Raw genomic sequence first — 21,136 nt, 5'->3', positions numbered from 1 at the left:
TCGCCGCTCAACAGCCATCCGCCCCGCCATCATGTTCGCCACGCCCGAAGAAGCAGAACACGCGTTCTACGAAGCCCTTGAGCAGGGGGACACCGTCCGCCTGATGCAAGTGTGGGCGGACGACGAGGAAGTCGTCTGCATCCACCCGGGAGGCCTGCGCGTCGTCGGCCACTCGGCTGTGCACGAGTCCTGGCAACACGTGCTGGCGAACGGTCCCCTGCACATCCGGCCGCTGCGCCCGCTGGTCATGCTGAGCATGATGTGCGCGGTGCACGTGCTGGTCGAGCAGGTCGCGGTGCGCACACGGGAAGGCACGCAGTTCGCCAACTGCTACGCCACCAACATCTATCACAAGGGCCCCACGGGCTGGCGCATGGTCATGCACCACGCCTCGTCGGCGCCCACTGAAGCCGGGGTGCTCGACTTGCACGACGTGCCCGACATGCTGCACTGATCCGGGTCGACTTTGGCTGCTGCACGTTTCGACACAACGCCCTGCCCTGTTCCGTCCTGGCTGCCCGGAGGCGATGCCCAGACGGTGTACGCCGCGCTGTTCGCGCAGTACCACCGCATCGCCTTCGTGCGCGACCGGGTGGAGACGCCCGACACGGATTTCGTCGACTTCGACTGGACCGGGCCGGGGCTGTTCCCGCACAAGGCCGCCAACGGCGCGCCCGTGAGCGGTCAACAGCCCGTGGCCAACGGCAAGACCGCCGCCGCGCGCTGGATGACCGACGCCGACTGGAAGTCGCTGCCGCAGACGGCCGACACGCCCGCGCTGCTGCTGTTCCACGGCCTGGAGGGCGGCAGCAACAGCCGCTATGCGCAATCCATCGCGCACCATTTCCGGGCGCGCGGCTGGATCGTGGTCATCGCGCACTTTCGCGGTTGCTCCGGCGTGCCCAACCGCCTGGCGCGGGCTTACTACTCGGGTGATTCAGCCGAGGTCGGCTTCCTGCTGAACACGGTACGCAACCGCATCCCGCATGCGCGCTGGCACGCCGTTGGCGTATCGCTGGGCGGCAATGCGCTGCTGAAATACCTGGGCGAGCACCAGGAGGACACCGGCTGGCTGACCGCCTGCGCGGGCGTCTCGGTGCCGCTGGACTTGGTGGCCTGCGGCAAGACGTTGTCCACGGGGTTCTTCAACCGCAAGGTGTACACGGGCCACTTCCTCAAGACCCTCAAGCACAAGGTGCTGGAGAAGGCCCATCGCTACCCCGGCGCCATTGACGTGATGCGCATCGCCCACGCGCGTGACCTGCGCGACTTCGACGACGCCTACACCGCGCCGATGCACGGGTTCCGCAATGCGCTGGACTACTGGACGCGGGCGTCCAGCAAGCCGTGGCTGCCGCGCATCTCGGTGCCCACGCTGGTGCTGAATGCGCTGAACGATCCGTTCATTCCGGCCAGCGCGCTGCCCAAGCCGGACGAGTGCTCGCCCACCATCCTGCTGCACCAGCCCGCCGATGGCGGCCACGCCGGCTTTCCGACCGGCGCCTTTCCGGCCCATTTGGGCTGGCTGCCGCAACGGCTCGGGCGCTTCTTCGAGACCGGGCTGTAGGCGCCGGAAGGCGTCGGCGGCCCGTCCACGGCGTCAGCCCGACTTGAAGCGTTCCAGCAGTTGGCGTTCTTCGGCCAGCTTGTCCTTGACTTCCTTGATCTGCACGTCGATTTGCGATTGCTCGTAGAAATCGCTCGACATGCCGCGCGCCTGCTGCAACTGTGATTCCGCCGCCGCGAAGGCGCCGGTCAGGACGTAATAACGCGCCAGGTCGCGGCGCGCCTGCACCGGCTTGCCGGTGCGCTCCTCGCTGTGCGCCAGCATCTGGTAGAGGCTGGGCTCGTCGCTGCCCCACTGCTTGATCTTGGCCCGCAGGTAGTCCTGGGCCTCGGCATGGCGGCCGTTGCTCTGCAACGCCGAGGCGTAGGCGATGCCCAGCGCGCGCTGTTCGGGCCAGCGCTTGGTGGCGGCCTGCGCCAGGTCCAGCGCGCGCCGGTTGTCCTTGCGCGCCAGCGCGATGTCGACGGAGAGCCTGGCCATCTGCGCCGACTCGCGCCCGTCGGCCGCGGCCAGGCCCAACTGGCGCTCGGCCTCGTCCAGGTTGTTGCGCTGGAACGCCTGCAACGCCAGCCCGTAGTAGGCGGCGGAGCGGCGCACCCCGGACAGGGCCTGGGCCTCGTCCTGCAGTTGCTGCGTGGCCGAACGCAGGCTGACCGCGTCGCGGCCCTGCACCACGCGCATCTTGGCGCGCACGTACCAGAAATCGTCGCTGTCGACGTGTCGCGAGGGCGGCAGCGAGCGCACGCGGTTCTGCACGTCGGACATCCGCTCGATAGACAGCGGGTGGGTGCTGGCCCAGGAGCCGCCGCCCGCCCCTTCGTTCAGGCGCGAGGCGTTCATCAGGCGCGAGAACATCTGCGCCATGCCTTCGGCGTCGTAGCCGGCCTTGGTCAGCATGGTGAAACCGGCCCTGTCGGCCTCGCGCTCGGCGTCGCGCGAAAAACCCAGCTGGCGGTTGATGGCGGCGGCCTGGCCGAACGCGGCCACGCCCATCGCCAGGTTGCCGCCGCCGCCGGCCAGCGCTGCCAGCAGCGCACCCGCCAGGCTGGCCAGCATGACCATGCTGTTCTGGCTCTGCTGCGTCATGCCGCGCGCGATGTGGCGCTGGACCACGTGGCCGATTTCGTGCGCCAGCACCGCCGCCAGTTCCGATTCGCTGCCCGAGGACACGATCAGCCCGGTGTTCACGCCGATGAAGCCGCCCGGCATGGCGAAGGCGTTGATCTCGGGATCGCGCACGCCGAACATCTCGACTTCGGGCACCGCGCCGGGCGCGAAGGCCGCCAGTTTGCGCCCCATGGTGGTGAGATATTGGCTCAGTTCGGGGTCATCGACATAGGTCGGGTCACGGCGCCCCTGCGACATGATCGCCTCGCCCAGGCTGCGTTCCAGCATCGGCGAGAGCTCCGCGGAGGAAGCCGCGCCCATCGAGGGCAGGCCCACGGGCTGGGCCCAGGCCGTGACCGGCAGGGCCGGCGCGGCCAGGGCGACACAGAGTCCGGCGATCGCGCCCCGCTGCGCAATCGAGCAAATGGATGGCATTTTTCTGCGATTCATGAACCTATGATAGCGATGCGCTTAAAATGTTTCATCGATTGCCCCTTATGAGGTTTAAATGCGCCCCGTCCGTAAAGCCGTTTTTCCTGTCGCGGGCATGGGTACGCGCTTCCTGCCCGCCACCAAGGCGATGCCCAAGGAAATGCTTCCCGTCGTCGACAAACCGCTGATCCAGTACGCAGTCGAAGAAGCCGTCGCCGCCGGCATCACCGACCTGATCTTCGTTACCGGCCGCAACAAGCGCGCCATCGAAGACCATTTCGACTCCGCTCCCGAGCTCGAATCCGATCTCGAAAGCAAGGGCAAGCATGAGCTTCTGGCAATGGTGCGGGGCATTCTACCCGCCCACGTCAATTGCCTCTATATCCGCCAATCGGCGCCGCTGGGTCTGGGCCATGCCGTGTTGTCGGCCGCCCCGGCCGTGGGCGATGAACCCTTCGCCGTGCTGCTGGCCGACGACCTGATCGACGCCGATACGCCGTCCATCAAGCAACTGGTGGATGTGGCCGTGGCCCGCAGCGCCAGCGTGCTGGGTGTGCAGGATGTCCCGCGCGAAGACACGCGCAAGTACGGCATCGTCGCGGCCCAGGCCGACAGCAGCCATGCCGACGGCCGCACCGAGCGCGTGACCCACATCGTGGAAAAACCCGACCCCGCGGATGCGCCGTCGACGCTGGCGGTGGTGGGCCGCTACGTGCTGGAAGCGGCGATCTTCGACCACCTGCGCTCGACCAAGCGCGGCGCCGGCAACGAGATCCAGTTGACCGACGGCATCGCCTCGCTGATGCGCGAGCGCGCCGTGTACGCGCACCGCTACGAAGGCACGCGCTACGACTGTGGCAACAAGGCCGGCATGTTCGAGGCCACGGTGGCGCTGGGCCGGAAGTACCACGGCCTGCTGCCGCAATAAGGCGGCCGGCGCCCGCCGGCCAGACCCGACGCGAGCGCCCCTGCGGCGCTCGCGACGCTTTTGGAGCGGCGCTCAGGCGGAAGCCGCGCGGCGCCCCCGGGCGCGCGCCATGGCGTCGCGGTCGGCCTTGCGCAGGCGACCCTTGGCCGACAGCCGCATCAGGGTCCCGAGGGCCACCATCAGGCCGATCACCTCGACCAGCGCCGCCGGGATCCACATGGTCAGCCCGCCGATCGTCTGGTCGGTCTGCGCGGACATGGCAATGGCGCGACCGCACAATTCGAACAGGGGATAGATGTCGCTTTCTGTGAAGGCGATGACCGCGCCCGCCACCATCTGCGGCAGCATCGTCAGGATCGGCGAGATCACCCGGCCGCCCGGCGTCATCGCGGCCGGCGGGGCGGGACGGCGGTCCAGGATCAGGTTCCAGTACATGAAGCCGCTGATGACCACGGACCAGTTCATCAGCCGGTACAGCCGCCAGTCGAGCATGGAATAGAACTGCACCGACGGAATCAGCCAGACCAGCACCAGGAACACGAACAGGGCCGGCACGAAGATCTTGTTGGTCAGCACCGCCACGGTGGCCCGGCCTGCGCCGGTGCGCAGGAAATCACGCAGGCGGATGCGCCACGACATCGGCAGCCCGGCGCGCATGACCTGGCCGGGGAAGGCCGCCATCACCAGCAGCGGGCCGAGGTGATGCAGCACCAGGTGCTGGATGCGGTGGATGAAGAACATGCGCTCGGCGTAATAGTCCAGGCGCGTGTGCATGGACAGATACAGCAGCACCATGCCCAGCCAGAACAGCGCGCGGCGCGCGCCCGTCACGTGGTGCACGCGCTGGCCGCGCACGAACAGCACGATGGCCACCAGGAAGGAGGCCACCAGCGTGGGAGAGAACTCCCAGGGTATGAGCCATTCGAGACTGTCCATGCGGGTCATCCGGAAAATGCCGACGGGGGCGTGGCGGGCCGTAACACGCAGCCGGGTCGATTGTAGTAGACCCGGCCGCCCCCTGTACGGCTCAGAACCGGTGCGAAATACCCGTACCGAAGCGCGACGTGTGGGAATGGCCAGGGTCGAACTGGTTGTCCAGGGTGTAATTGGACGCGTAGCCGGCGAACGCATAGAGCGTGGTGCGCGGCGACAGGTCATACGTATACCCCAATGTCACCAATTGCGCATTGCGCGCGCTCGAACCATCCTCCCATTTCCAGTCGGGACGCGCCAGCGACCACTGCACCACCACCGTGCCGTGGCCGACCGGCATGCTGGCGCCCAGCAGCCAGGCGTCGACGGTGCCGCCGCGCGCAAAGGCCGCCGGCCCCAGGTTCCGGCCCAGGTTGTCCGGATCGCCGCCGTCCAGGCCAACGTAGCCGTTGCGCTGGCGCGACCATCCCGCCGACACCTTGAACACCTCGAAGTCGTAGGAGGCGCCCAGTTGCACCGCCTGCGGCCGGCCGTTGCTGCCCTCGACCGGCTCGGCCAGGCGCAGTTGGTCCCAGGTGGCGACCGCCAGCAAGGGGCCGTCCTCGTACTTCAGGCCGAGGCTGAGGGCGCGGTTGTTGGCCGCGGTCTTGAAGCGGTCGCCGTCGTCGGCGTCGAAGGAATAGCCGACGCCCGCCTGGAAGCCCTGCCAGGTCGGCGTGTAGTAGTTGACCAGGTTGCTGAACTGGTAGTTGTCCGAGGCCTTGAAGGTGGCGCCCATGCCCATCTCCTTCCAGGAGGCCAGCTCCAGCGCATTGCCGTAGGTCTTGCCGACGGTGTACTGGCGCCCCAGGCGCAGGTCGCCGTAGCTGTCGTGGGCCAGCCCGACCCAGGCGCCGTAGTTGAACAGTCGGTCGTCATCGGCGCGCTTGCCGGTGGACGGGTCGAAGCCGCTTTCAAGCTGGAAACGGGTGCTCCAGCCGTCGCCCAGGTCCTCGGTGCCGCGCAGGCCCCAGAGGGAATCGGTCAGGCCGCCGTTGAGGATGCCATTGTGGGTGCCCTGTCCGGAGGTGTGGGTGGTGGCGATGCCCGCATCCACCACGCCGTAGAGCTGGACGCCCGGGCCATCGCCGGCCGCACAGACCGTCAGGGGAAGGCTGGCCGCGCCCGCCACGAGCGTCGTGGCAACAGTCGAGATTTTCATGCTTATCTCCAGAATCCGGGGTGGCACCGCCACCGCCGGTGGTATTGAATCGACGGCGGGCGCCTGCCCACCGCCAGGTGTATCAATAGTGACTATTGCCAGCCGTAGCGGCGCACCCACACGCCCTTGAGCAATTGGGTCAGCACGCAGTAGCTCAGCAGGATGCCGGCCAGCCAGGGGAAGTAGCTCCACGGCAGCGCCTGCAACTGGAAGTACTCGGCCAGCGGCGAGAACGGCAGGAACAGGCCCAGCCCGACCACCATGACCGTCATCAGCATCAATGGCCATGCGGCGCGGCTTTGCAGGAACGGGATCTTGCGTGTGCGGATCATATGCACGATGAGCGTCTGCGACAACAGCCCTTCGACGAACCAGCCGGACTGGAACAACGTCTGGTGCTCGGGCGCATTGGCCTGGAATACGTACCACATGAGCGCGTAGGTGGTGATGTCGAAGATGGAGCTGATGGGGCCGAAGAAAACCATGAAGCGGCCCAGCCCGGCGGGATCCCACTGTTGCGGCTTTTTCAGAAGCTCCTCGTCGACATTGTCGAACGGGATCGCGGTCTGCGAGATGTCGTACATCAAGTTCTGCAACAACAGGTGGATCGGCAGCATCGGCAGGAAGGGCAGGAACGCGCTGGCCACCAGCACCGAGAAGACGTTGCCGAAATTGGAGCTGGCCGTCATCTTCAGGTACTTGAGCATGTTGCAGAAGGTCTTGCGGCCCTCGATCACGCCGTCCTCCAGCACCATCAGGCTCTTTTCCAGCAGGATGATATCGGCGGCCTCCTTCGAGATATCCACCGCCGAGTCCACCGAAATGCCCACGTCGGCGGCGCGCAGGGCCGGCGCGTCGTTGATGCCGTCGCCCATGAAGCCCACGGTGTTGCCCTGGGCCCGCAACATGCGGACGATGCGCTCCTTGTGCGCTGGCGTCAGGCGCGCGAACACATTGGCCTCGCGCACCGCCACGGCCAGCCGGTCGTCGTCCATGGCCTCGATGTCGGCGCCCAGGCAGACCTTGCGGACCTCGAAGCCGACTTCGCGGCAGACCTTCTGCGTCACCAGTTCGACGTCGCCCGTGAGCACCTTGACCTCGATGCCGGAGCCGCGCAGCGCGGCCAGCGCCGGGCCGGTGGATTCCTTTGGAGGATCGAGGAAGGCGATGTAGCCGACCAGCACCAGTTCGGCCTCGTCGGCCACGCCATAGGCTTGCTGGGTCGGCGGCAGCTCGCGCACGCCCACGGCGATCACGCGCAGTCCGTCACGGTTCAGGTCGGCGGTGACGCGACGGATGTCGGCGCGGCGCGCGTCCGTCAGCGGATGCACGTCCTTGCCGATCCGCAGGCGGCTGCAGACGGAGAGCATTTCCTCCAGCGCCCCCTTGCATATCAGTTCGTGGTGCTCGCGGCCGTTCTCGGTTTCGCTGACCACCACCGACATGCGGCGGCGCGAGAAATCGAACGGAATCTCGTCGATCTTGCGGTAGCGCGCGGCCAGGTCCAGCTTGCGCTCCACCTCGGCGTGACGCAGCACGGCCACATCGAGCAGGTTCTTCAGGCCGGTCTGGTAGTAGCTGTTGAGATAGGCGTAGGCCAGCACGTCGTCACTGGTGGCGCCATACACGTCGGTGTGGCGTTCGAGCACGATGCGGTCCTGCGTCAGCGTGCCGGTCTTGTCGGTGCAAAGCACGTTCATGGCGCCCAGGTTCTGGATCGCGTCCAGGCGCTTGACCACCACCTTGCGCCGCGACATCCGCACCGCGCCCTTGGCCAGCGTGGCCGTGACGATCATCGGCAGCATTTCCGGCGTCAGGCCGACCGCGATCGCCAGCGCGAACAGCAGCGCCTCGAGCCAGTCGCCCTTGGTGAAGCCGTTGATCAGCAGCACGATGGGCGCCATCACCAGCATGAAGCGGATCAGCACCCAACTGACCCGGTTGATGCCCTGCTGGAACTGCGTCGGCATGCGCGAGGTCTGCGTCACGCGCCCGGCCAACTGGCCGAAGTAGGTGCCGGCGCCGGTGGCCACCACCAGGGCGGTGCCGGAGCCGCTGACCACATTGGTCCCCATGAAGGCCATGTTCTCGAGTTCCAGCGCGTTGGCGGTCTCGACGCGCTGCATGGCGTACTTCTCGACCGGCAGCGATTCGCCAGTCAGGGCCGCCTGGGCCACGAACAGATCCTTGGCGCTCAGGATGCGGCAGTCGGCGGGGATCATGTCGCCCGCGGAAAGCAGCACCACGTCGCCCGGCACCAGTTCGGCCAACGGCACCTCGATCTGGCGCGAGCCCGAAGCGTGCAGCGTGGCGCCGAAGAAGCGCCGCGCATCGCCCTCGCCCATGCCGGCGGCGTCGCTGCGCAGCACCGTGGCGGTGTTCTGCACCATCGCCTTCAGGGCCTCGGCGGCGCGGTTGGAGCGGCGCTCCTGCACGAAGCGCAACAGTGTGGAGATCACCACCATCGAGCCGATGATGATGACGCCCTTCCAGGACTGGTCGTCGGGCTCGGCCATGTACACGTCGGTGACCCACGACAGCGATGCCAGGCCGGTCAGCAGCAGGTTGAAGGGGTTGCGGAACGATTGCCACAGATGGGCGTACCAGGTCAGCGGCTTTTCGTGGTCGACTTCGTTGGCGCCATAGCGCGCGCGGGCCTCATCGGCCTGGACTTCGGACAGGCCGCCGCGGCCGCTGCGGAACATCGAGAACAGCGCATCGAAATCCATGCGCGCCACATCGAGCATGCGACGGTTGGCGCGGCGCGCGGCATCAGAAGAATCGGCCGCGGTGGCAAGTTGCGCGCCGCCCTGCTCCAGCATGGGGGAACGCCGAAAATGGCGCCCCGATCGCCGCAGCCCGGCCGCGGAGGAAAAGAAGGTCTTCAGGAATTTGAACATCGGAGTGTTCCAGTTATTGGTGTTGTTCTGGAAGACACGGGCTGCCCGCCGCCATGCCTTTGCGCGGGCAGCACGGGGCCGCGGCCCGCGCAAAGCAGGCCGTTTCCGCCACGTACAGGCGTGCGCAGGCACCGGGGCGATGTTGCCGGTGTCCGGATCGCGTCGAGGCGCGCCGGGTGCGGAAGGCGGAACGGGAAACTAGCGGAAGAACCGGGGCCGGCGGAACCGGCGCGCGCGGAGCGGGCCTGGCCGGGGGTTCAGGGCTGCGGATTCCGTACAGACCGGGTGACTATCCGGCCAGTCGGCTCGCAAGGGAGAGGACGGGTCAGACAGGCAGGCCGGCGCCGCGCACAAGGCGCAATCGAGGCTCGGGGTCTAAGGCACTGGGCATGGTCTCTCCTGGATTGGCGGACGGCGGCGTCAGGCCGCCAGCGGTTGCGCGCCGAAATGCACGTGACGCACAGCGGGGTTGGCGCTGAGCCGGCGGGCTTGCGACATCAGTTCGCCGCGCAGCTCAGGCGGGCAGTTCACGGTGATGCAGGCCGAAGCCATGCCGGGGTCGCGGCCCTGGTCGATCTGCACTTGCGACACGTCGAGTCCGGCCGCGCTGAAGTCAAGGCAGATCTGCTTGCGCAGGGCGCCCAGTTCATCGCGCGGGCAGATGACCGTCAGGCGCGAAGTGCCGCGGCGGCGGCCCATGGCGGTGGCGCGGTCCACGCCGGCGCGGCGCAGGAACAAGTCGAAGAAACGCATAGCGGCCTCCATTGCGTAATGGGGAGCGGCTTTCGCGCATACGCGCGCACGCAGGCACACGGCGCATGGCGGGCGGGCACGAAAAAGGCGTGCACGAACGCGGGCGCTGCGACTAGCGGCGGTTCTGGCGGTTTACGTTGGGGAGAATCCCGGCAAGCCGTGGGCTTGCGCTGCTGCCCGGCAAGAAGCCCGGGGCTTGGGATACAACCGCAACCTGCTCAACAGGCTGCGGCAGATGGAGTTCTGCGTGGTCCTGTCAAACAGCGACGTCGATGCAAGATCGACTACTTTCGCCGGAATCGGTATTCACGAAGACTGCTCCTGGGATGGATAACGGGCAAGATTTTACGCGGGTTTCCACTGATGGACAAGGTTTCTGGGCAGAAAAAGCCTCTTCGGTGCAAAAAAGGCGCGGGGCGGTTGCGTCCCGCGCCTTCAAACCCTTCCCGACTCGTCAGGCGTAGAAGTGCCAGCCCAGGTAGGCCGCGAACAAGGCGTAGAAACCACCCACCGCGGATAGCGCCGGCACGCTCATGCCGGCGCGACGGAAGCGCAGCCACAGCAGGCCGATGGAGAGCATGGTGAACAGGCCGGCGGCCAGCAGCGGGCCGTCGAGCAGCCAGGGCGTCAGGAAGATGCCGAGCGCGCTGGGGATGGTGGCCTGGATCATCATGGCGCCGGAGATGTTGGCCAGCGCGAGGCGCTCCTTGCCCTGGCGCACCCAGATCAGCGCGTTCATGATCTCGGGCAGTTCGGTGGCGACGGGCGCCAGCAGCAGCGCGGCCACGTGCGGCGAGGCGCCCATGGCAATGCCGAGCACCTCGATCTGGTTGACGAACACGTGCGAGGCGCCGGCGATCACGACCAGCGCCAGCAGCGTCTGGGTCGCGGCCCAGAACATCGACGGATTGTCGTCGCGCGGCCGCAGCTTGAGCGGCTCGAGGTCTTCGCAGTCAATGCAGTCTTCGTCGTTGCTCAGTTCGCGCTTGATGTACAGGCCGTACGTCGCCAGGAACAGGATGCCGAGCCAGGGCTTCCAGGCAAAGGCCAGCAGGCCGAGCCCGACCTTGAAGACGAAGATGCCCATGAACCAGGCCTGGTCGCGGGCCAGCCGGCGCTGGTCCGCGTTGATACAGTCGGCTTGCGCGGGCTGGCCGCGACGCGCACGCCACAGGGCCAGGCCGACCACGGCGTAGGCCAGCGTCGCCAGCACCAGCGGCCCGCCCATGGCTGCGCCAACGCCGATATCTTTCTGTTCGGGCGTGTCGCCGAACACCACGGCCATGAAGGTCACTGCGCTTTCCGGCAGGGCGGTACCGAAGGCGGCCAGCACGGTGCCGGTCGCGGTGGCGCCGAGCTGGAAGCGGTGTCCGACCCATTCGACGCCATTGACGAAGAATTCGCAGGCGAGGTAGATCACCGCCGCAGACAGGAAAAACAGGAAAAGGGTGAGCAACATATAGACGAGCCGGACGAGCAGAAACCAATTGGCGCGACATTGCGGCTCGCCCGGCCAGGGTGAACGCAACGCGGCCAAAGGTCTCGCCTGGCTGATCCATGCGCGGGCGGGCCGCGACATGGAGACCGTTAGCGCCATGGAGTTCTGGCTACCGCTACGCGGCACCGAACCACCAAGTCTGTTGACGCTAACTCCTTTGGGGACAAAGGATGGCTACTCCCCAATGACAGTGCCGCGATTGTAGCAGCCCGTCCGTGACAGTCCAGTGAATCCATGCGTCGGGCGCGGGAATGCCGCCAGACTGTCGCATCGGCGGCACGACGGGTAAAGTAAACGGCACCACAGCTTCCCGCCGGGCCTTGCGCCCCCTTGCCCATGAGCCTGCCTCCCACCGATATCGCTCCCTTCGCCGCCCGCCGCCAGCGCCTGATGGCGCGAATGCGCGCCGATGGCGGCGGCATCGCCGTCCTGGCCACCGCGCCCGAAGCCATCCGCAACCGCGACGCCGAGTACCCCTACCGGCACGACAGCGACTTCTTCTACCTGACCGGCTTCACCGAGCCCGGCGCCTGGCTGGTGCTGATCGCGGGCGCCACCGACCGCGCGCTGCTGTTCTGCCGTCCGCGCCATATCGAGCACGAGATCTGGGAAGGCCGGCGCTTCGGCCCGGAGGCCGCGGCCGAGCATTTCGGCTTCGACGACGCGCACGCGCTGGACGCGCTCGACGAACTGCTGCCCCGACTGCTGCTGGACCAGCCCACCCTGTACGCGCCCCTGGCCGGCGACAAGCGTACCGACGGCCGCCTGCACCGCTGGCTGGCGGCGGCGCGCGAGGCCAGCCGCGGCGGCCATCAGCCTCCCACGCGGCAACAGGACATCCGGCCGATCCTGGCCGAAATGCGGCTGATCAAGGACCCCAGCGAGATCGCCGCGATGCGGCGGGCGGCCAAGATCTCCGCCGGCGCCCATGCGCGCGCCATGCGAGCAACGCGCGCCGGCATGCGCGAATACGAACTGGAAGCGGAGCTGTTGTATGAATTCCGCCGCCATGGCGCGCAGGCAGTGGCCTACAACAGCATCGTCGCGGCCGGCGCCAATGCCTGCGTGCTGCACTACCCTGCCGGCGAGGCGGTGCTGCGCGATGGCGACCTGGTGCTGATCGACGCCGGCTGCGAGGTCGACAGCTACGCCAGCGACATCACCCGCACCTTTCCGGTCAACGGCCGCTACAGCGGCCCGCAGCGCGCGCTGTACGACCTGACGGTGGCGGCGCAGGAGGCCGCGGCCCAGGCAACCGCGCCCGGCCGCGGCTGGAACGACGGCCATGAAGCCGCGGTGCGGGTGCTGGCCCAGGGCATGCTGGACCTGAAACTGCTGAAGGGGTCGCTGGACGGCGTGATCGAGTCGGGCGACTACAGCCGTTTCTACATGCACCGCACCGGCCACTGGCTCGGCCTGGACGTGCACGATGTGGGCGACTACCGCCAGCCGGGCGGCGCAGCCGGCGCGGAACGCCCATGGCGCAAGCTGGAAACCGGCATGATGCTGACGATCGAGCCGGGCATCTATGTGCGTCCGGCCGACGATGTGCCCGAGGCCTACTGGAACATCGGCATCCGTACCGAGGACGACGCGCTGGTGACGGACGAGGGCTGCGAGCTGATCACTCGCGGCGTGCCGGTGCAGGCCGGCGAGATCGAGGCGCTGATGCGCGAATGAGCGAGCGGCGCGCGCAGGCCGGCATGGCGTCGGCCGCGCTCGTGAGGGCGGCCCCGGACCTACAGCGTCAGGCCGTCCAGCCAGCCCATCGCCACCCAGACGTAGACCACCACCATCGCGATCGCGAACATCGACACGGTGGCGCCCACCAGGCAGGCCAGGATGGCCACCAGCACCGGCCCCCAGCCGGTCCTGGGGGACGGCGGCAATCCGGGGTTGTAGCGGCGGTCGAACTTCTCGTCGGGCATCAGCGAGAACACCGCGCTCTCGATGAAGCCGTCGATCATGGGAATGAACACCAGGAAAAAGGCCGGGTTGTCGTACCAGACCGGGTAGTAGCGGAACGCGCAGAACAGGCTGAGCAGGGACAGCGTCGTCACCAGCCAGGCGTAACGCCGGCCCAGGTACCACCAATGAGCGCCGAGCCAGCCGAACAGACAGGCCAGCAGGCCGACAGCGACCTTGCCGCGAGGGCGGCGCGGGATTGCGGCGGACAGCGAAGAAGAAGCCTCGAGCTGCGTCATATCAATCAACCGGTGAAGGGTCCCGGGCGCCAAGCCGCGCCGGCAGACTCGGATTGTAGTGGACAGGTAAAATCGCGACATGACTATCTCCGCCTTCGACATTGCGATTCTCGGCGCCGGCCCCGTGGGGCGTGTCCTGGCGTTGATGCTGGCGCGCGTGGCGCCGAACCCCTCCCGCATCGCCCTGCTGCAAGGCGCCAGCCCGGCCGCCGCGACGCCAGCCGCCGCCATTCCCGCGGCCGATCCGCGCGTGCTGGCGATGAACCATGGCAGCCGGGTGCTGCTCGAATCGCTGCACGCCTGGCCCGCCAAGGCGGCGGACATCCTCAATATCCACGTTTCCCAGCGCGGCCGGCTTGGCCGCAGCGTGATCCGCAACACCGATTTCAACGTGCCACAGCTCGGCTGCGTGGTCGCCTACTCGGCGCTGCACGCCAGACTGGAGGAATGCGTGGCCGCCAGCGGCGTCACGCTGCTGTCCGGTCCGCCAGCCGTGGTCGACGGCCAGGACGCCGACGGCGTGCGCATCAGCCAGGGCGACACCGCCCTGGCCTGCCGCATCGCCGTGCAATCCGACGGGGCCGGAGGCAGCGACGTGCGCCGCGACTACGGTCAGCACGCCCTGCTGACCACCACCCACGCCAGCCTGCCGCGCCGTGGCTGGGCCTGGGAACGCTTCACCGCCGAAGGGCCGCTGGCACTGCTGCCGCATCCGCAGACGGCGGACGCCTATTCGGTGGTCTGGTGCAGCGCGCCCGGGCGCGCGGCCGAACTGGCGGCGCTGAACAACACCGCCTTCTCGCACGCGCTGACGGCGGCCTTTGGCGACCGCCTGGGCCGCCTGACGTGCCAGGCGCCGCGTCATGTCTTCCCGCTGGCGCTGAGCGCGCGCCGCGGCCTGGTGCAGGGCCGCGTGGCCGTGATCGGCAATGCGGCGCAGACGCTGCACCCGGTGGCCGGCCAGGGACTCAACCTGGGACTGCGCGACGCCGCCCGGCTGGCCCAGTCCCTGGGCGGCTGGCTGGCCCAGCCGAACGCCAGTCCCACCCAGGCGTTGCAAGACTTCGCCCGCGCGCGCCAGGTCGACCGGCTAATCACCGCCGGCGTCACCGACCTGATGCCGCGCATCTTCGCCACCGGCCTGGCGCCGGTAGAACACGCCTGTGGCCTGGCCTTGCTGGGCCTGGATCTGGCCGCGCCGCTGCGGGCGCCGTTGGCGCGCCATCTGCTGCAGGGTTTCCGGGCCTGATCCTCCCCTTTTTTCGTCGGCCTGTTACCAAGCTGTTGCGGACGAAAAAAGAGGGTTCGATCGAGCCGGTTAAAATGTGACCATGCGCATCGGCCCGTGGACTCTCCCCAACAACGTTCTGGTCGCGCCCATGGCGGGCGTGACGGATCGTCCTTTCCGACAGCTCTGCAAGAAATTGGGGGCCGGCTACGCCGTCTCGGAGATGGCCGCCAGCAACCCCAAGCTGTGGGACAGCGTCAAGACCTCGCGGCGCCTGAACCACGACGGCGAGATCGCCCCCATTTCGGTGCAGATCGCCGGCGCCGACCCCGCCATGATGGCCGAGGCCGCCGTATTCAACGCCAACAAGGGCGCGCGCATCATCGACATCAACATGGGTTGCCCGGTGAAAAAGGTCTGCAACGTGGCCTCGGGCTCGGCCCTGCTACGCCACGAAGACCTGATCGCCCGCATCCTGGACGCCGTGGTCGAGGCCTGCGCGCCGCTGGGGGTGCCGGTCACCCTCAAGACCCGCACCGGCTGGGACCGCGACAGCCGCAACGCCCTGCGCGTGGCCAGACTGGCCCAGGACGCCGGCATCGCCGCCCTGACACTGCATGGACGCACCCGCGCCGACCTCTATACGGGCGAGGCGGAATATGACACTATCCGCGCCGTCCGCGCCGAGCTGAAAATCCCGCTGATCGCCAATGGCGACATCGACTCGCCCGAAAAGGCCAGGCGCGTCCTGGATTACACTGGCGCCGACGCGGTCATGATCGGCCGGGCGGCCCAAGGGCGTCCCTGGATCTTCCGCGAGGTCGACCATTACCTGCGCACGGGCGAAACACTGGCCCCACCCAGCTATGGGGAAATGCGCGAACTGCTGCTCGAACATCTCGACGACCACTACCGCTTCTATGGCGAACACACCGGCGTACGCACGGCGCGCAAGCACATAGGGTGGTATCTGGACGGCCTGCCGGGCGCGGACTCGTTCCGCGACCGCATGAACCTCATCGACAACACCCGCGACCAGTGGCGGGCGGTGTCGGAATGGTTCCTCAATCTTTCCCGTGACGGCAACCCCAACCCGGCGCCTGTCGCGAAAGCCCTGCTGGCGGCATAACCGCCTCACCACCAACATAAAAATATCTGTACTCCGATGAGCAAGAAAGATGTCCTGGAAGAATGCGTGCGCGCCAGCCTGGAGCGCTATTTCGAAGACTTGGGCGAATCCGAGCCCCACGACATGTGGGACATGGTGATGCGCTGCGTGGAGCGCCCGGTCCTCGAAGTGGCGTTGGAACGGTCCGGCGGCAACCAGTCGCGGGCATCCGAAATGCTGGGCATCACGCGCAACACCCTGCGCAAGAAACTGCTGGCCCATAACATCCAGGTATAGCGCATCGCCGCGCGGGCGGGCCGGCTGGCGCGCCCCGCATGACAGATTTCCCATCCCGACCTGAAGCGAGACAGGCGCCCGCGCCCCACTCCCGTCCCTCACCATGAAAATCGAAACCGCCCTGCTTTCGGTGTCCGACAAGACCGGCATCGTTGAATTTGCCCGCGCCCTGGCCGCGCGCGGCGTACGCCTGCTGTCGACCGGCGGCACCGCCAAGCTGCTGGCCGAGTCCGGCCTGACCGTCACCGAAGTGGCCGCCCACACCGGCTCGCCCGAGATCCTGGATGGCCGCGTCAAGACGCTGCACCCGAAGATCCACGGCGGCCTGCTGGCCCGCCGCGACAGCGCCGAGCACATGGACACCATCAAGGCGGCCGGCATCGATCGCATCGACATGCTGGTGGTCAACCTGTATCCGTTCCGCGAAACGGTGGCCAAGCCCGACTGCACCTTCGCCGACGCGGTCGAGAACATCGACATCGGCGGCCCGGCCATGCTGCGCGCCGCCGCCAAGAACCACGGCACCGAGGCCGGCGGCGTGACGGTGGTGATCGACCCGGTCGACTACTCGCGCGTGCTGTCCGAAATGGACCAGGGCGGCGGCACCTCGTACGGCCTGCGCCTGGCGCTGGCCGCCAAGGTCTACGCCCACACCGCGGCCTACGACGGCGCCATCGCCGCCTACCTGACCAGCCTGACCGACGCCGAACCGGCGCAGGACGCCGTGCCGGCGCGCCAGGAATGGCCCGGCACCCTGACCCTGCAGGTCAAACAGGAACAGGCCCTGCGCTACGGCGAGAACCCGCACCAGACCGCCGCGTTCTACGTCGACGCGCAGCGTCCGGCCGGCCTGCTGGGCAACTACCGCCAACTGCAGGGCAAGGAACTGTCGTACAACAACATCGCCGACGCCGATGCCGCCTGGGAATGCGCGCGCAGCTTCGAGGCGCCCGCCTGCGTCATCGTCAAGCACGCCAACCCCTGCGGCGTGGCGGTCGCGGCCGACACGCTGGGCGCGTACCAGCAGGCCTTCAAGACCGACCCGACCTCGGCCTTCGGCGGCATCATCGCCTTCAACCGCCCGGTCGACGCCGCCACCGCCGAAGCCGTCAGCGCCCAGTTCCTGGAGGTGCTGCTGGCCCCGGCCTATGACGGCGCCGCGCTGGCCATCCTGGCCGCCAAGAAGAACGTGCGCGTACTGGAAGTGCCGATGGGCACGGGCCAGAACGCCTTCGACGTCAAGCGCGTCGGCGGCGGCTGGCTGGTGCAAAGTCCGGACGCCTACAACGTGCCGCGCGACGCGCTGAAGGTCGTGACCAAGCGCCAGCCCACCGAGCAGGAAATGAACGATCTGGCGTTCGCCTGGAAGGTCGCCAAGTACGTCAAGTCCAACGCCATCGTGTTCGTCGGCGGCGGCATGACGCTGGGCGTCGGCGCCGGCCAGATGAGCCGCATCGACTCGGCCCGCATCGCCTCGATCAAGGCCGAGAACGCCGGCCTGACGCTGAAGGGCTCGGCGGTGGCGTCGGACGCCTTCTTCCCGTTCCGCGACGGCCTGGACGTGGTGGTGGCCGCGGGCGCGACCTGCGTGATCCAGCCCGGAGGCAGCGTGCGCGACGACGAAGTCATCGCCGCGGCCGACGAGCATGGCATCGCCATGGTGCTGACCGGCACCCGCCACTTCCGCCACTGATGCGCGTCCTCGGCATCGATCCCGGCCTGCGCCGCACCGGCTTCGGTGTGATCGATGCCGACGGCCCGCGCCTGCGTTATGTCGCCAGCGGCACCATCGTGGTGCCGCCGGCGCTGACGCTGTCCGAACGCCTCAAGGTCATCCTGGACAACCTGCGCCAGGTGGCGCGCGACACGCAGCCCGACGTGGCCGCGCTGGAAATCGTCTTCCTGAACACCAATCCCGCCTCGACCCTGCTGCTGGGCCAGGCCCGCGGCGCGGCGCTGTGCGCGCTGGCCGACAGTTCGCTGGCGGTGCACGAGTACACCGCGCTGCAGATCAAGAAGGCCGTGGTCGGCACCGGCCGCGCGGCCAAGGAACAGGTGCAGATGATGGTGCAGCACCTGCTGGCGCTGGACGGCACCCCCGCCCCCGACTCGGCCGACGCGCTGGCCTGCGCCATCTGCCACGCCCACGTCGGCCCCTTGCAGGACCGGCTGACGGAATTGGGCACGCGCCTGAGCCTGAGCGGCAAGACCCGCCTGCGCAACGGCCGCCTGCTCGGCTGAGCCCCGCGCCCCCGCTTCGCGCGGACCCGTATAGAATCCCCGCATCCGCCGCGACTGACGCGGCCCCCCTCTTTTGCCAGGCCATTGCCACCATGATCGGACGCATCACCGGAACCCTGATCGAGAAACTGCCGCCCACCGTCTGCGTGGACGTGAACGGTCTGGGCTACGACATCGACGTGCCCATGAGCACGCTGTACTCGCTGCCGGAAACCGGCGCGCGCGTCACGCTGTACACGCACCTGACGGTGCGCGAAGACGCCCACATCCTCTACGGCTTCGCCACCGCGGGCGAACGCAGCGCCTTCCGTGAACTGATCAAGGTCAGCGGCATCGGCGCGCGCACCGCGCTGTCGGTGCTGTCCGGCCTGTCGGTGGCCGACCTGGCCCAGGCCATCACGTTGCAGGAATCGGGCCGCCTGACCCGCGTGCCCGGCATCGGCAAGAAGACCGCCGAACGCCTGCTGCTGGAAATGCGCGGCAAGCTGGGCGCGGACATCGGCGCCACCGCGCATCCGGTGCAGGATAACCAGTCCGACATCCTGAACGCCTTGCTGGCGCTGGGGTACTCCGAGAAGGAATCGTTGTCGGCCCTGAAGACGCTGCCCGAAGGCGTGGGCGTGTCGGACGGCATCAAGCAGGCCTTGAAGGCGCTGGTGCGCTGAACAGGCCCGCGGCTCGGTTCCGGGCCACAAGCGCCCGGGCGAAGCCCGCGTGACGCGGCGCCGGCTAACGCGCCTGCGCCAGGTAGCCGGGCGCCACCGCTTCCAGTCCCGTCGGCACCACGTTCAATTCGGGCGCCATCGGCGCGCCGCAGATATTGTCGTGGCGCAGGGAATCCAGGTTGTCGCGCGACATCAGGGGCTGGCCCGGCAGGCACTCGAACAGCATGGCCTGCATCCGCCCAAGCCCCATCGGCAAGCTGACCACCGGGCGCGGGTTGCCGCCCCAACCGGCGCACAGACGCGCGATCTCGCCCAGCGTGTAGACCTGCGGGCCGCCCAGTTCATAGGTCTTGCCCCAGGTGTGGGTGTTGCCCAGCGTCGCCAGCATCGCCGTCACCACGTCGCCCACGAACACCGGCTGCATGCGCACGTGTGCGCCGGCCAGGGGCAGCACGGGCAGCCAACGCGCCAGGCGCGCGAACATGTTGGTGAAGCTGTCGTCGGCCCCGAACACCACCGACGGGCGGAAGATCGTCCAGCCGCCCTCGCGCCAGTCGGCCAGCTCCTGCTTGATGGCGGCCTCGCCGTCGCCCTTTGAACGCTGGTACATGCTGGCGCCGTTGGAGTCGGCGCCCAGCGCGCTGACGTGCAGCAGGCGGTGCGCCCCCTGGCGGCGGCAGGCGCGCGCGATGCGCTGCGGCAGGTGCACATGGGCCCGCGCGAAATCGGAGCCATAGGGCCGGCCCGAATTGCCATGCAGGATGCCCACCAGGTTGACGACCGCGTCACAACCGCTCACCAGGCGGTCGAGCGCGTCGTCGTCATGCACGTCGCTGGCGAGCAGGGTGACGGTGGGCAACATCTGGAGTTCTCGCCCCTGGCCATAACGGCGGGTGGGCACCAGGATCTGGTGCTGCCCGCCCGCCAGCCGGGCGATGAGATGACGGCCGATGAAGCCAGTGCCGCCGATGACAAGGATACGCATGGAGCAGCCCCTGTTCTTCAGGATTCAGGCCCGATTCTGCCCTGCGTGCGCCGCCTCCGCAAGCAGGCGGCCAAAGCGCCGGACGATATCCCGCCGGCGCCTCGCCTCCGGGTCAGCCCGCCAGCAACTTGCCGTAGGCCGGAAGATCGACGTTGCCGCCGCTGATGATGACGCCAACGCGCGCGCCCCGCACCGGCACCACGCCCTGGAGCACGGCCGCGGCCGCCAGGCAGCCGGTGGGTTCCACCACCATCTTCATGCGTTCGGCGAAGAACTTCATGGTCGAAACCAGTTGGTCATCCGTCACCGTGACGATGTCGCGCACGTACTTCTGGATGAGGGGGAAGGTCAGGTTGCCGAGATGGGTGGTGGCGGCGCCGTCGGCCAGCGTCTTGGGCGCCTGGATACGGACGATCTCGCCCTTGCGCAGCGACTGCTGGCCGTCGTTGCCGGCTTCCGGCTCGACCCCGTAGACCAGGCAGCGCGGGCTGAGCGCGAATGCCGACAGCGCCGACCCCGACAGCAGGCCGCCGCCGCCCAGGCACACGAACAGGTAGTCCAGCTCGCCCACGTCCTCGAACAGTTCCTTGGCCGCGGTGCCCTGCCCCGCGATCACGTCCTCGTGGTCGTATGGCGGGATCAGCGTGGCGCCGGTCTCGGCCTGGATGCGGCGCGCGATCTCTTCGCGGTCCTCGGTGTAGCGGTCGTAGGTGACGATCTGGCCGCCGTAGCCTTCGGTGGCGGCGCGCTTGGCCGCCGGGGCGTCCAGCGGCATGATGATGGTGGCCTTGACGCCCTGCAGCCTGGAGGCAAGGGCGATCGCCTGGGCGTGGTTGCCCGACGAGAACGTGACCACGCCGGCGGCGCGCTGCTCGGGCGTCAGGCGGGCGATGGCGTTGAAGCCGCCGCGGAACTTGAACGCGCCCATGCGCTGGTAGTTCTCGCACTTGAAGAACAGCGAGGCGCCGGCGATGGCGTCGGCCGTGGTCGAGGTCAGCACCGGCGTGCGGTGCGCATTGCCGGCCAGGCGCTCGCTGGCGCGCGCGACGTCGTCGAATGAGGGCAGTTCGGGCAGCATGTAAACAGTCC

Annotated in this window: 19 protein-coding genes and 1 riboswitch; of the genes, 10 read left to right on the top strand and 9 right to left on the bottom strand. The window is 68.2% G+C overall.

From position 1 onward, the window contains the following. Nucleotides 1-31 precede the first annotated feature (31 nt). A complete protein-coding gene (locus ACUDCK_RS05015) occupies nt 32-454 on the top strand; it encodes a YybH family protein (RefSeq protein ID WP_054501767.1) in 423 nt (140 codons plus the stop codon). Between the two features lie 12 nt (nt 455-466). After that, entirely contained in the window at nt 467-1,567 is a 1,101-nt protein-coding gene (locus tag ACUDCK_RS05010) for a YheT family hydrolase (RefSeq protein WP_054501768.1), read from the top strand. 33 nt (nt 1,568-1,600) lie between these two features. Here the strand turns inward: ACUDCK_RS05010 and ACUDCK_RS05005 are convergent, their stop codons facing one another. After that, nucleotides 1,601-3,124 (bottom strand): M48 family metalloprotease, encoded by a 1,524-nt coding sequence (locus tag ACUDCK_RS05005; RefSeq protein ID WP_054501769.1) that lies wholly within the window; start codon nt 3,122-3,124, stop codon nt 1,601-1,603. A gap of 58 nt (nt 3,125-3,182) precedes the next feature. On the opposite strand from ACUDCK_RS05005, the gene galU reads away from it, so the two are divergent. After that, nucleotides 3,183-4,034: a UTP--glucose-1-phosphate uridylyltransferase GalU gene (gene galU, locus ACUDCK_RS05000; RefSeq protein WP_054501770.1), complete on the top strand. Its 852-nt coding sequence runs from the start codon at nt 3,183-3,185 to the stop codon at nt 4,032-4,034. A gap of 72 nt (nt 4,035-4,106) precedes the next feature. On the opposite strand, the gene ACUDCK_RS04995 is transcribed toward galU, so the two are convergent. The 5 genes from ACUDCK_RS04995 to ACUDCK_RS04975 all read right to left on the bottom strand — a co-directional run bounded on the left by ACUDCK_RS04995 (nt 4,107) and on the right by ACUDCK_RS04975 (nt 11,280). Beyond that, entirely contained in the window at nt 4,107-4,979 is an 873-nt protein-coding gene (locus ACUDCK_RS04995) for a cytochrome c oxidase assembly protein (RefSeq protein ID WP_116793588.1), read from the bottom strand. An 82-nt stretch (nt 4,980-5,061) separates the two neighbouring features. Continuing rightward, complete coding sequence (locus ACUDCK_RS04990; RefSeq protein ID WP_064523852.1) at nt 5,062-6,168, bottom strand: porin; 1,107 nt, start codon at nt 6,166-6,168, stop codon at nt 5,062-5,064. A 92-nt stretch (nt 6,169-6,260) separates the two neighbouring features. Then, nucleotides 6,261-9,068 (bottom strand): magnesium-translocating P-type ATPase, encoded by a 2,808-nt coding sequence (gene mgtA, locus ACUDCK_RS04985; RefSeq protein ID WP_175167770.1) that lies wholly within the window; start codon nt 9,066-9,068, stop codon nt 6,261-6,263. A 420-nt stretch (nt 9,069-9,488) separates the two neighbouring features. Next, nucleotides 9,489-9,821, bottom strand: coding sequence for a hypothetical protein (locus ACUDCK_RS04980; RefSeq protein WP_026382636.1), 333 nt, complete (start codon nt 9,819-9,821; stop codon nt 9,489-9,491). 454 nt (nt 9,822-10,275) lie between these two features. Further along, entirely contained in the window at nt 10,276-11,280 is a 1,005-nt protein-coding gene (locus ACUDCK_RS04975) for a sodium:calcium antiporter (RefSeq protein ID WP_054501967.1), read from the bottom strand. A 43-nt stretch (nt 11,281-11,323) separates the two neighbouring features. After that, nucleotides 11,324-11,521: riboswitch (yybP-ykoY riboswitch) on the bottom strand. Nucleotides 11,522-11,655: 134 nt separating this feature from the next. On the opposite strand from ACUDCK_RS04975, the gene ACUDCK_RS04970 reads away from it, so the two are divergent. Next, on the top strand, nt 11,656-12,999 hold the full coding sequence (locus ACUDCK_RS04970) for an aminopeptidase P N-terminal domain-containing protein (protein ID WP_054501773.1): 1,344 nt from the start codon (nt 11,656-11,658) through the stop codon (nt 12,997-12,999). Nucleotides 13,000-13,058: 59 nt separating this feature from the next. Here ACUDCK_RS04970 and ACUDCK_RS04965 read toward each other — a convergent pair whose 3' ends face one another. Next, on the bottom strand, nt 13,059-13,523 hold the full coding sequence (locus ACUDCK_RS04965; protein WP_054501774.1) for a TM2 domain-containing protein: 465 nt from the start codon (nt 13,521-13,523) through the stop codon (nt 13,059-13,061). Between the two features lie 79 nt (nt 13,524-13,602). Here ACUDCK_RS04965 and ACUDCK_RS04960 point away from each other — a divergent pair, with 79 nt between their 5' ends. From ACUDCK_RS04960 to ruvA, 6 genes are all read left to right on the top strand, one after another. Next, entirely contained in the window at nt 13,603-14,772 is a 1,170-nt protein-coding gene (locus tag ACUDCK_RS04960; protein WP_175167771.1) for a UbiH/UbiF/VisC/COQ6 family ubiquinone biosynthesis hydroxylase, read from the top strand. A gap of 82 nt (nt 14,773-14,854) precedes the next feature. After that, entirely contained in the window at nt 14,855-15,880 is a 1,026-nt protein-coding gene (gene dusB / locus ACUDCK_RS04955) for a tRNA dihydrouridine synthase DusB (RefSeq protein ID WP_054501776.1), read from the top strand. 36 nt (nt 15,881-15,916) lie between these two features. Continuing rightward, entirely contained in the window at nt 15,917-16,156 is a 240-nt protein-coding gene (locus tag ACUDCK_RS04950) for a helix-turn-helix domain-containing protein (protein ID WP_006217670.1), read from the top strand. Between the two features lie 103 nt (nt 16,157-16,259). Beyond that, entirely contained in the window at nt 16,260-17,849 is a 1,590-nt protein-coding gene (gene purH, locus ACUDCK_RS04945) for a bifunctional phosphoribosylaminoimidazolecarboxamide formyltransferase/IMP cyclohydrolase (protein WP_049071647.1), read from the top strand. Continuing rightward, nucleotides 17,849-18,397 (top strand): crossover junction endodeoxyribonuclease RuvC, encoded by a 549-nt coding sequence (gene ruvC / locus ACUDCK_RS04940; RefSeq protein ID WP_049071645.1) that lies wholly within the window; start codon nt 17,849-17,851, stop codon nt 18,395-18,397. The genes purH and ruvC overlap by 1 nt, the downstream gene beginning before the upstream one ends. 92 nt (nt 18,398-18,489) lie before the next feature. After that, nucleotides 18,490-19,062 (top strand): Holliday junction branch migration protein RuvA, encoded by a 573-nt coding sequence (gene ruvA / locus ACUDCK_RS04935; protein ID WP_006393160.1) that lies wholly within the window; start codon nt 18,490-18,492, stop codon nt 19,060-19,062. A 64-nt stretch (nt 19,063-19,126) separates the two neighbouring features. Here the strand turns inward: ruvA and ACUDCK_RS04930 are convergent, their stop codons facing one another. Together ACUDCK_RS04930 and ACUDCK_RS04925 are read right to left on the bottom strand one after the other, a co-directional pair. Further along, the gene (locus ACUDCK_RS04930; protein WP_054501777.1) at nt 19,127-20,047 is read right to left on the bottom strand and encodes a complex I NDUFA9 subunit family protein; all 921 of its coding nucleotides are present in this window, start codon (nt 20,045-20,047) and stop codon (nt 19,127-19,129) included. Between the two features lie 112 nt (nt 20,048-20,159). After that, nucleotides 20,160-21,125 (bottom strand): threo-3-hydroxy-L-aspartate ammonia-lyase, encoded by a 966-nt coding sequence (locus ACUDCK_RS04925; protein ID WP_054501778.1) that lies wholly within the window; start codon nt 21,123-21,125, stop codon nt 20,160-20,162. Between the last annotated feature and the right edge of the window lie 11 nt (nt 21,126-21,136).

The sequence above is a fragment of the Achromobacter sp. CF-sbj1-Ac2-l genome, from assembly GCF_052698165.1.
This window is presented reverse-complemented; position numbering and strand designations above follow the sequence as displayed.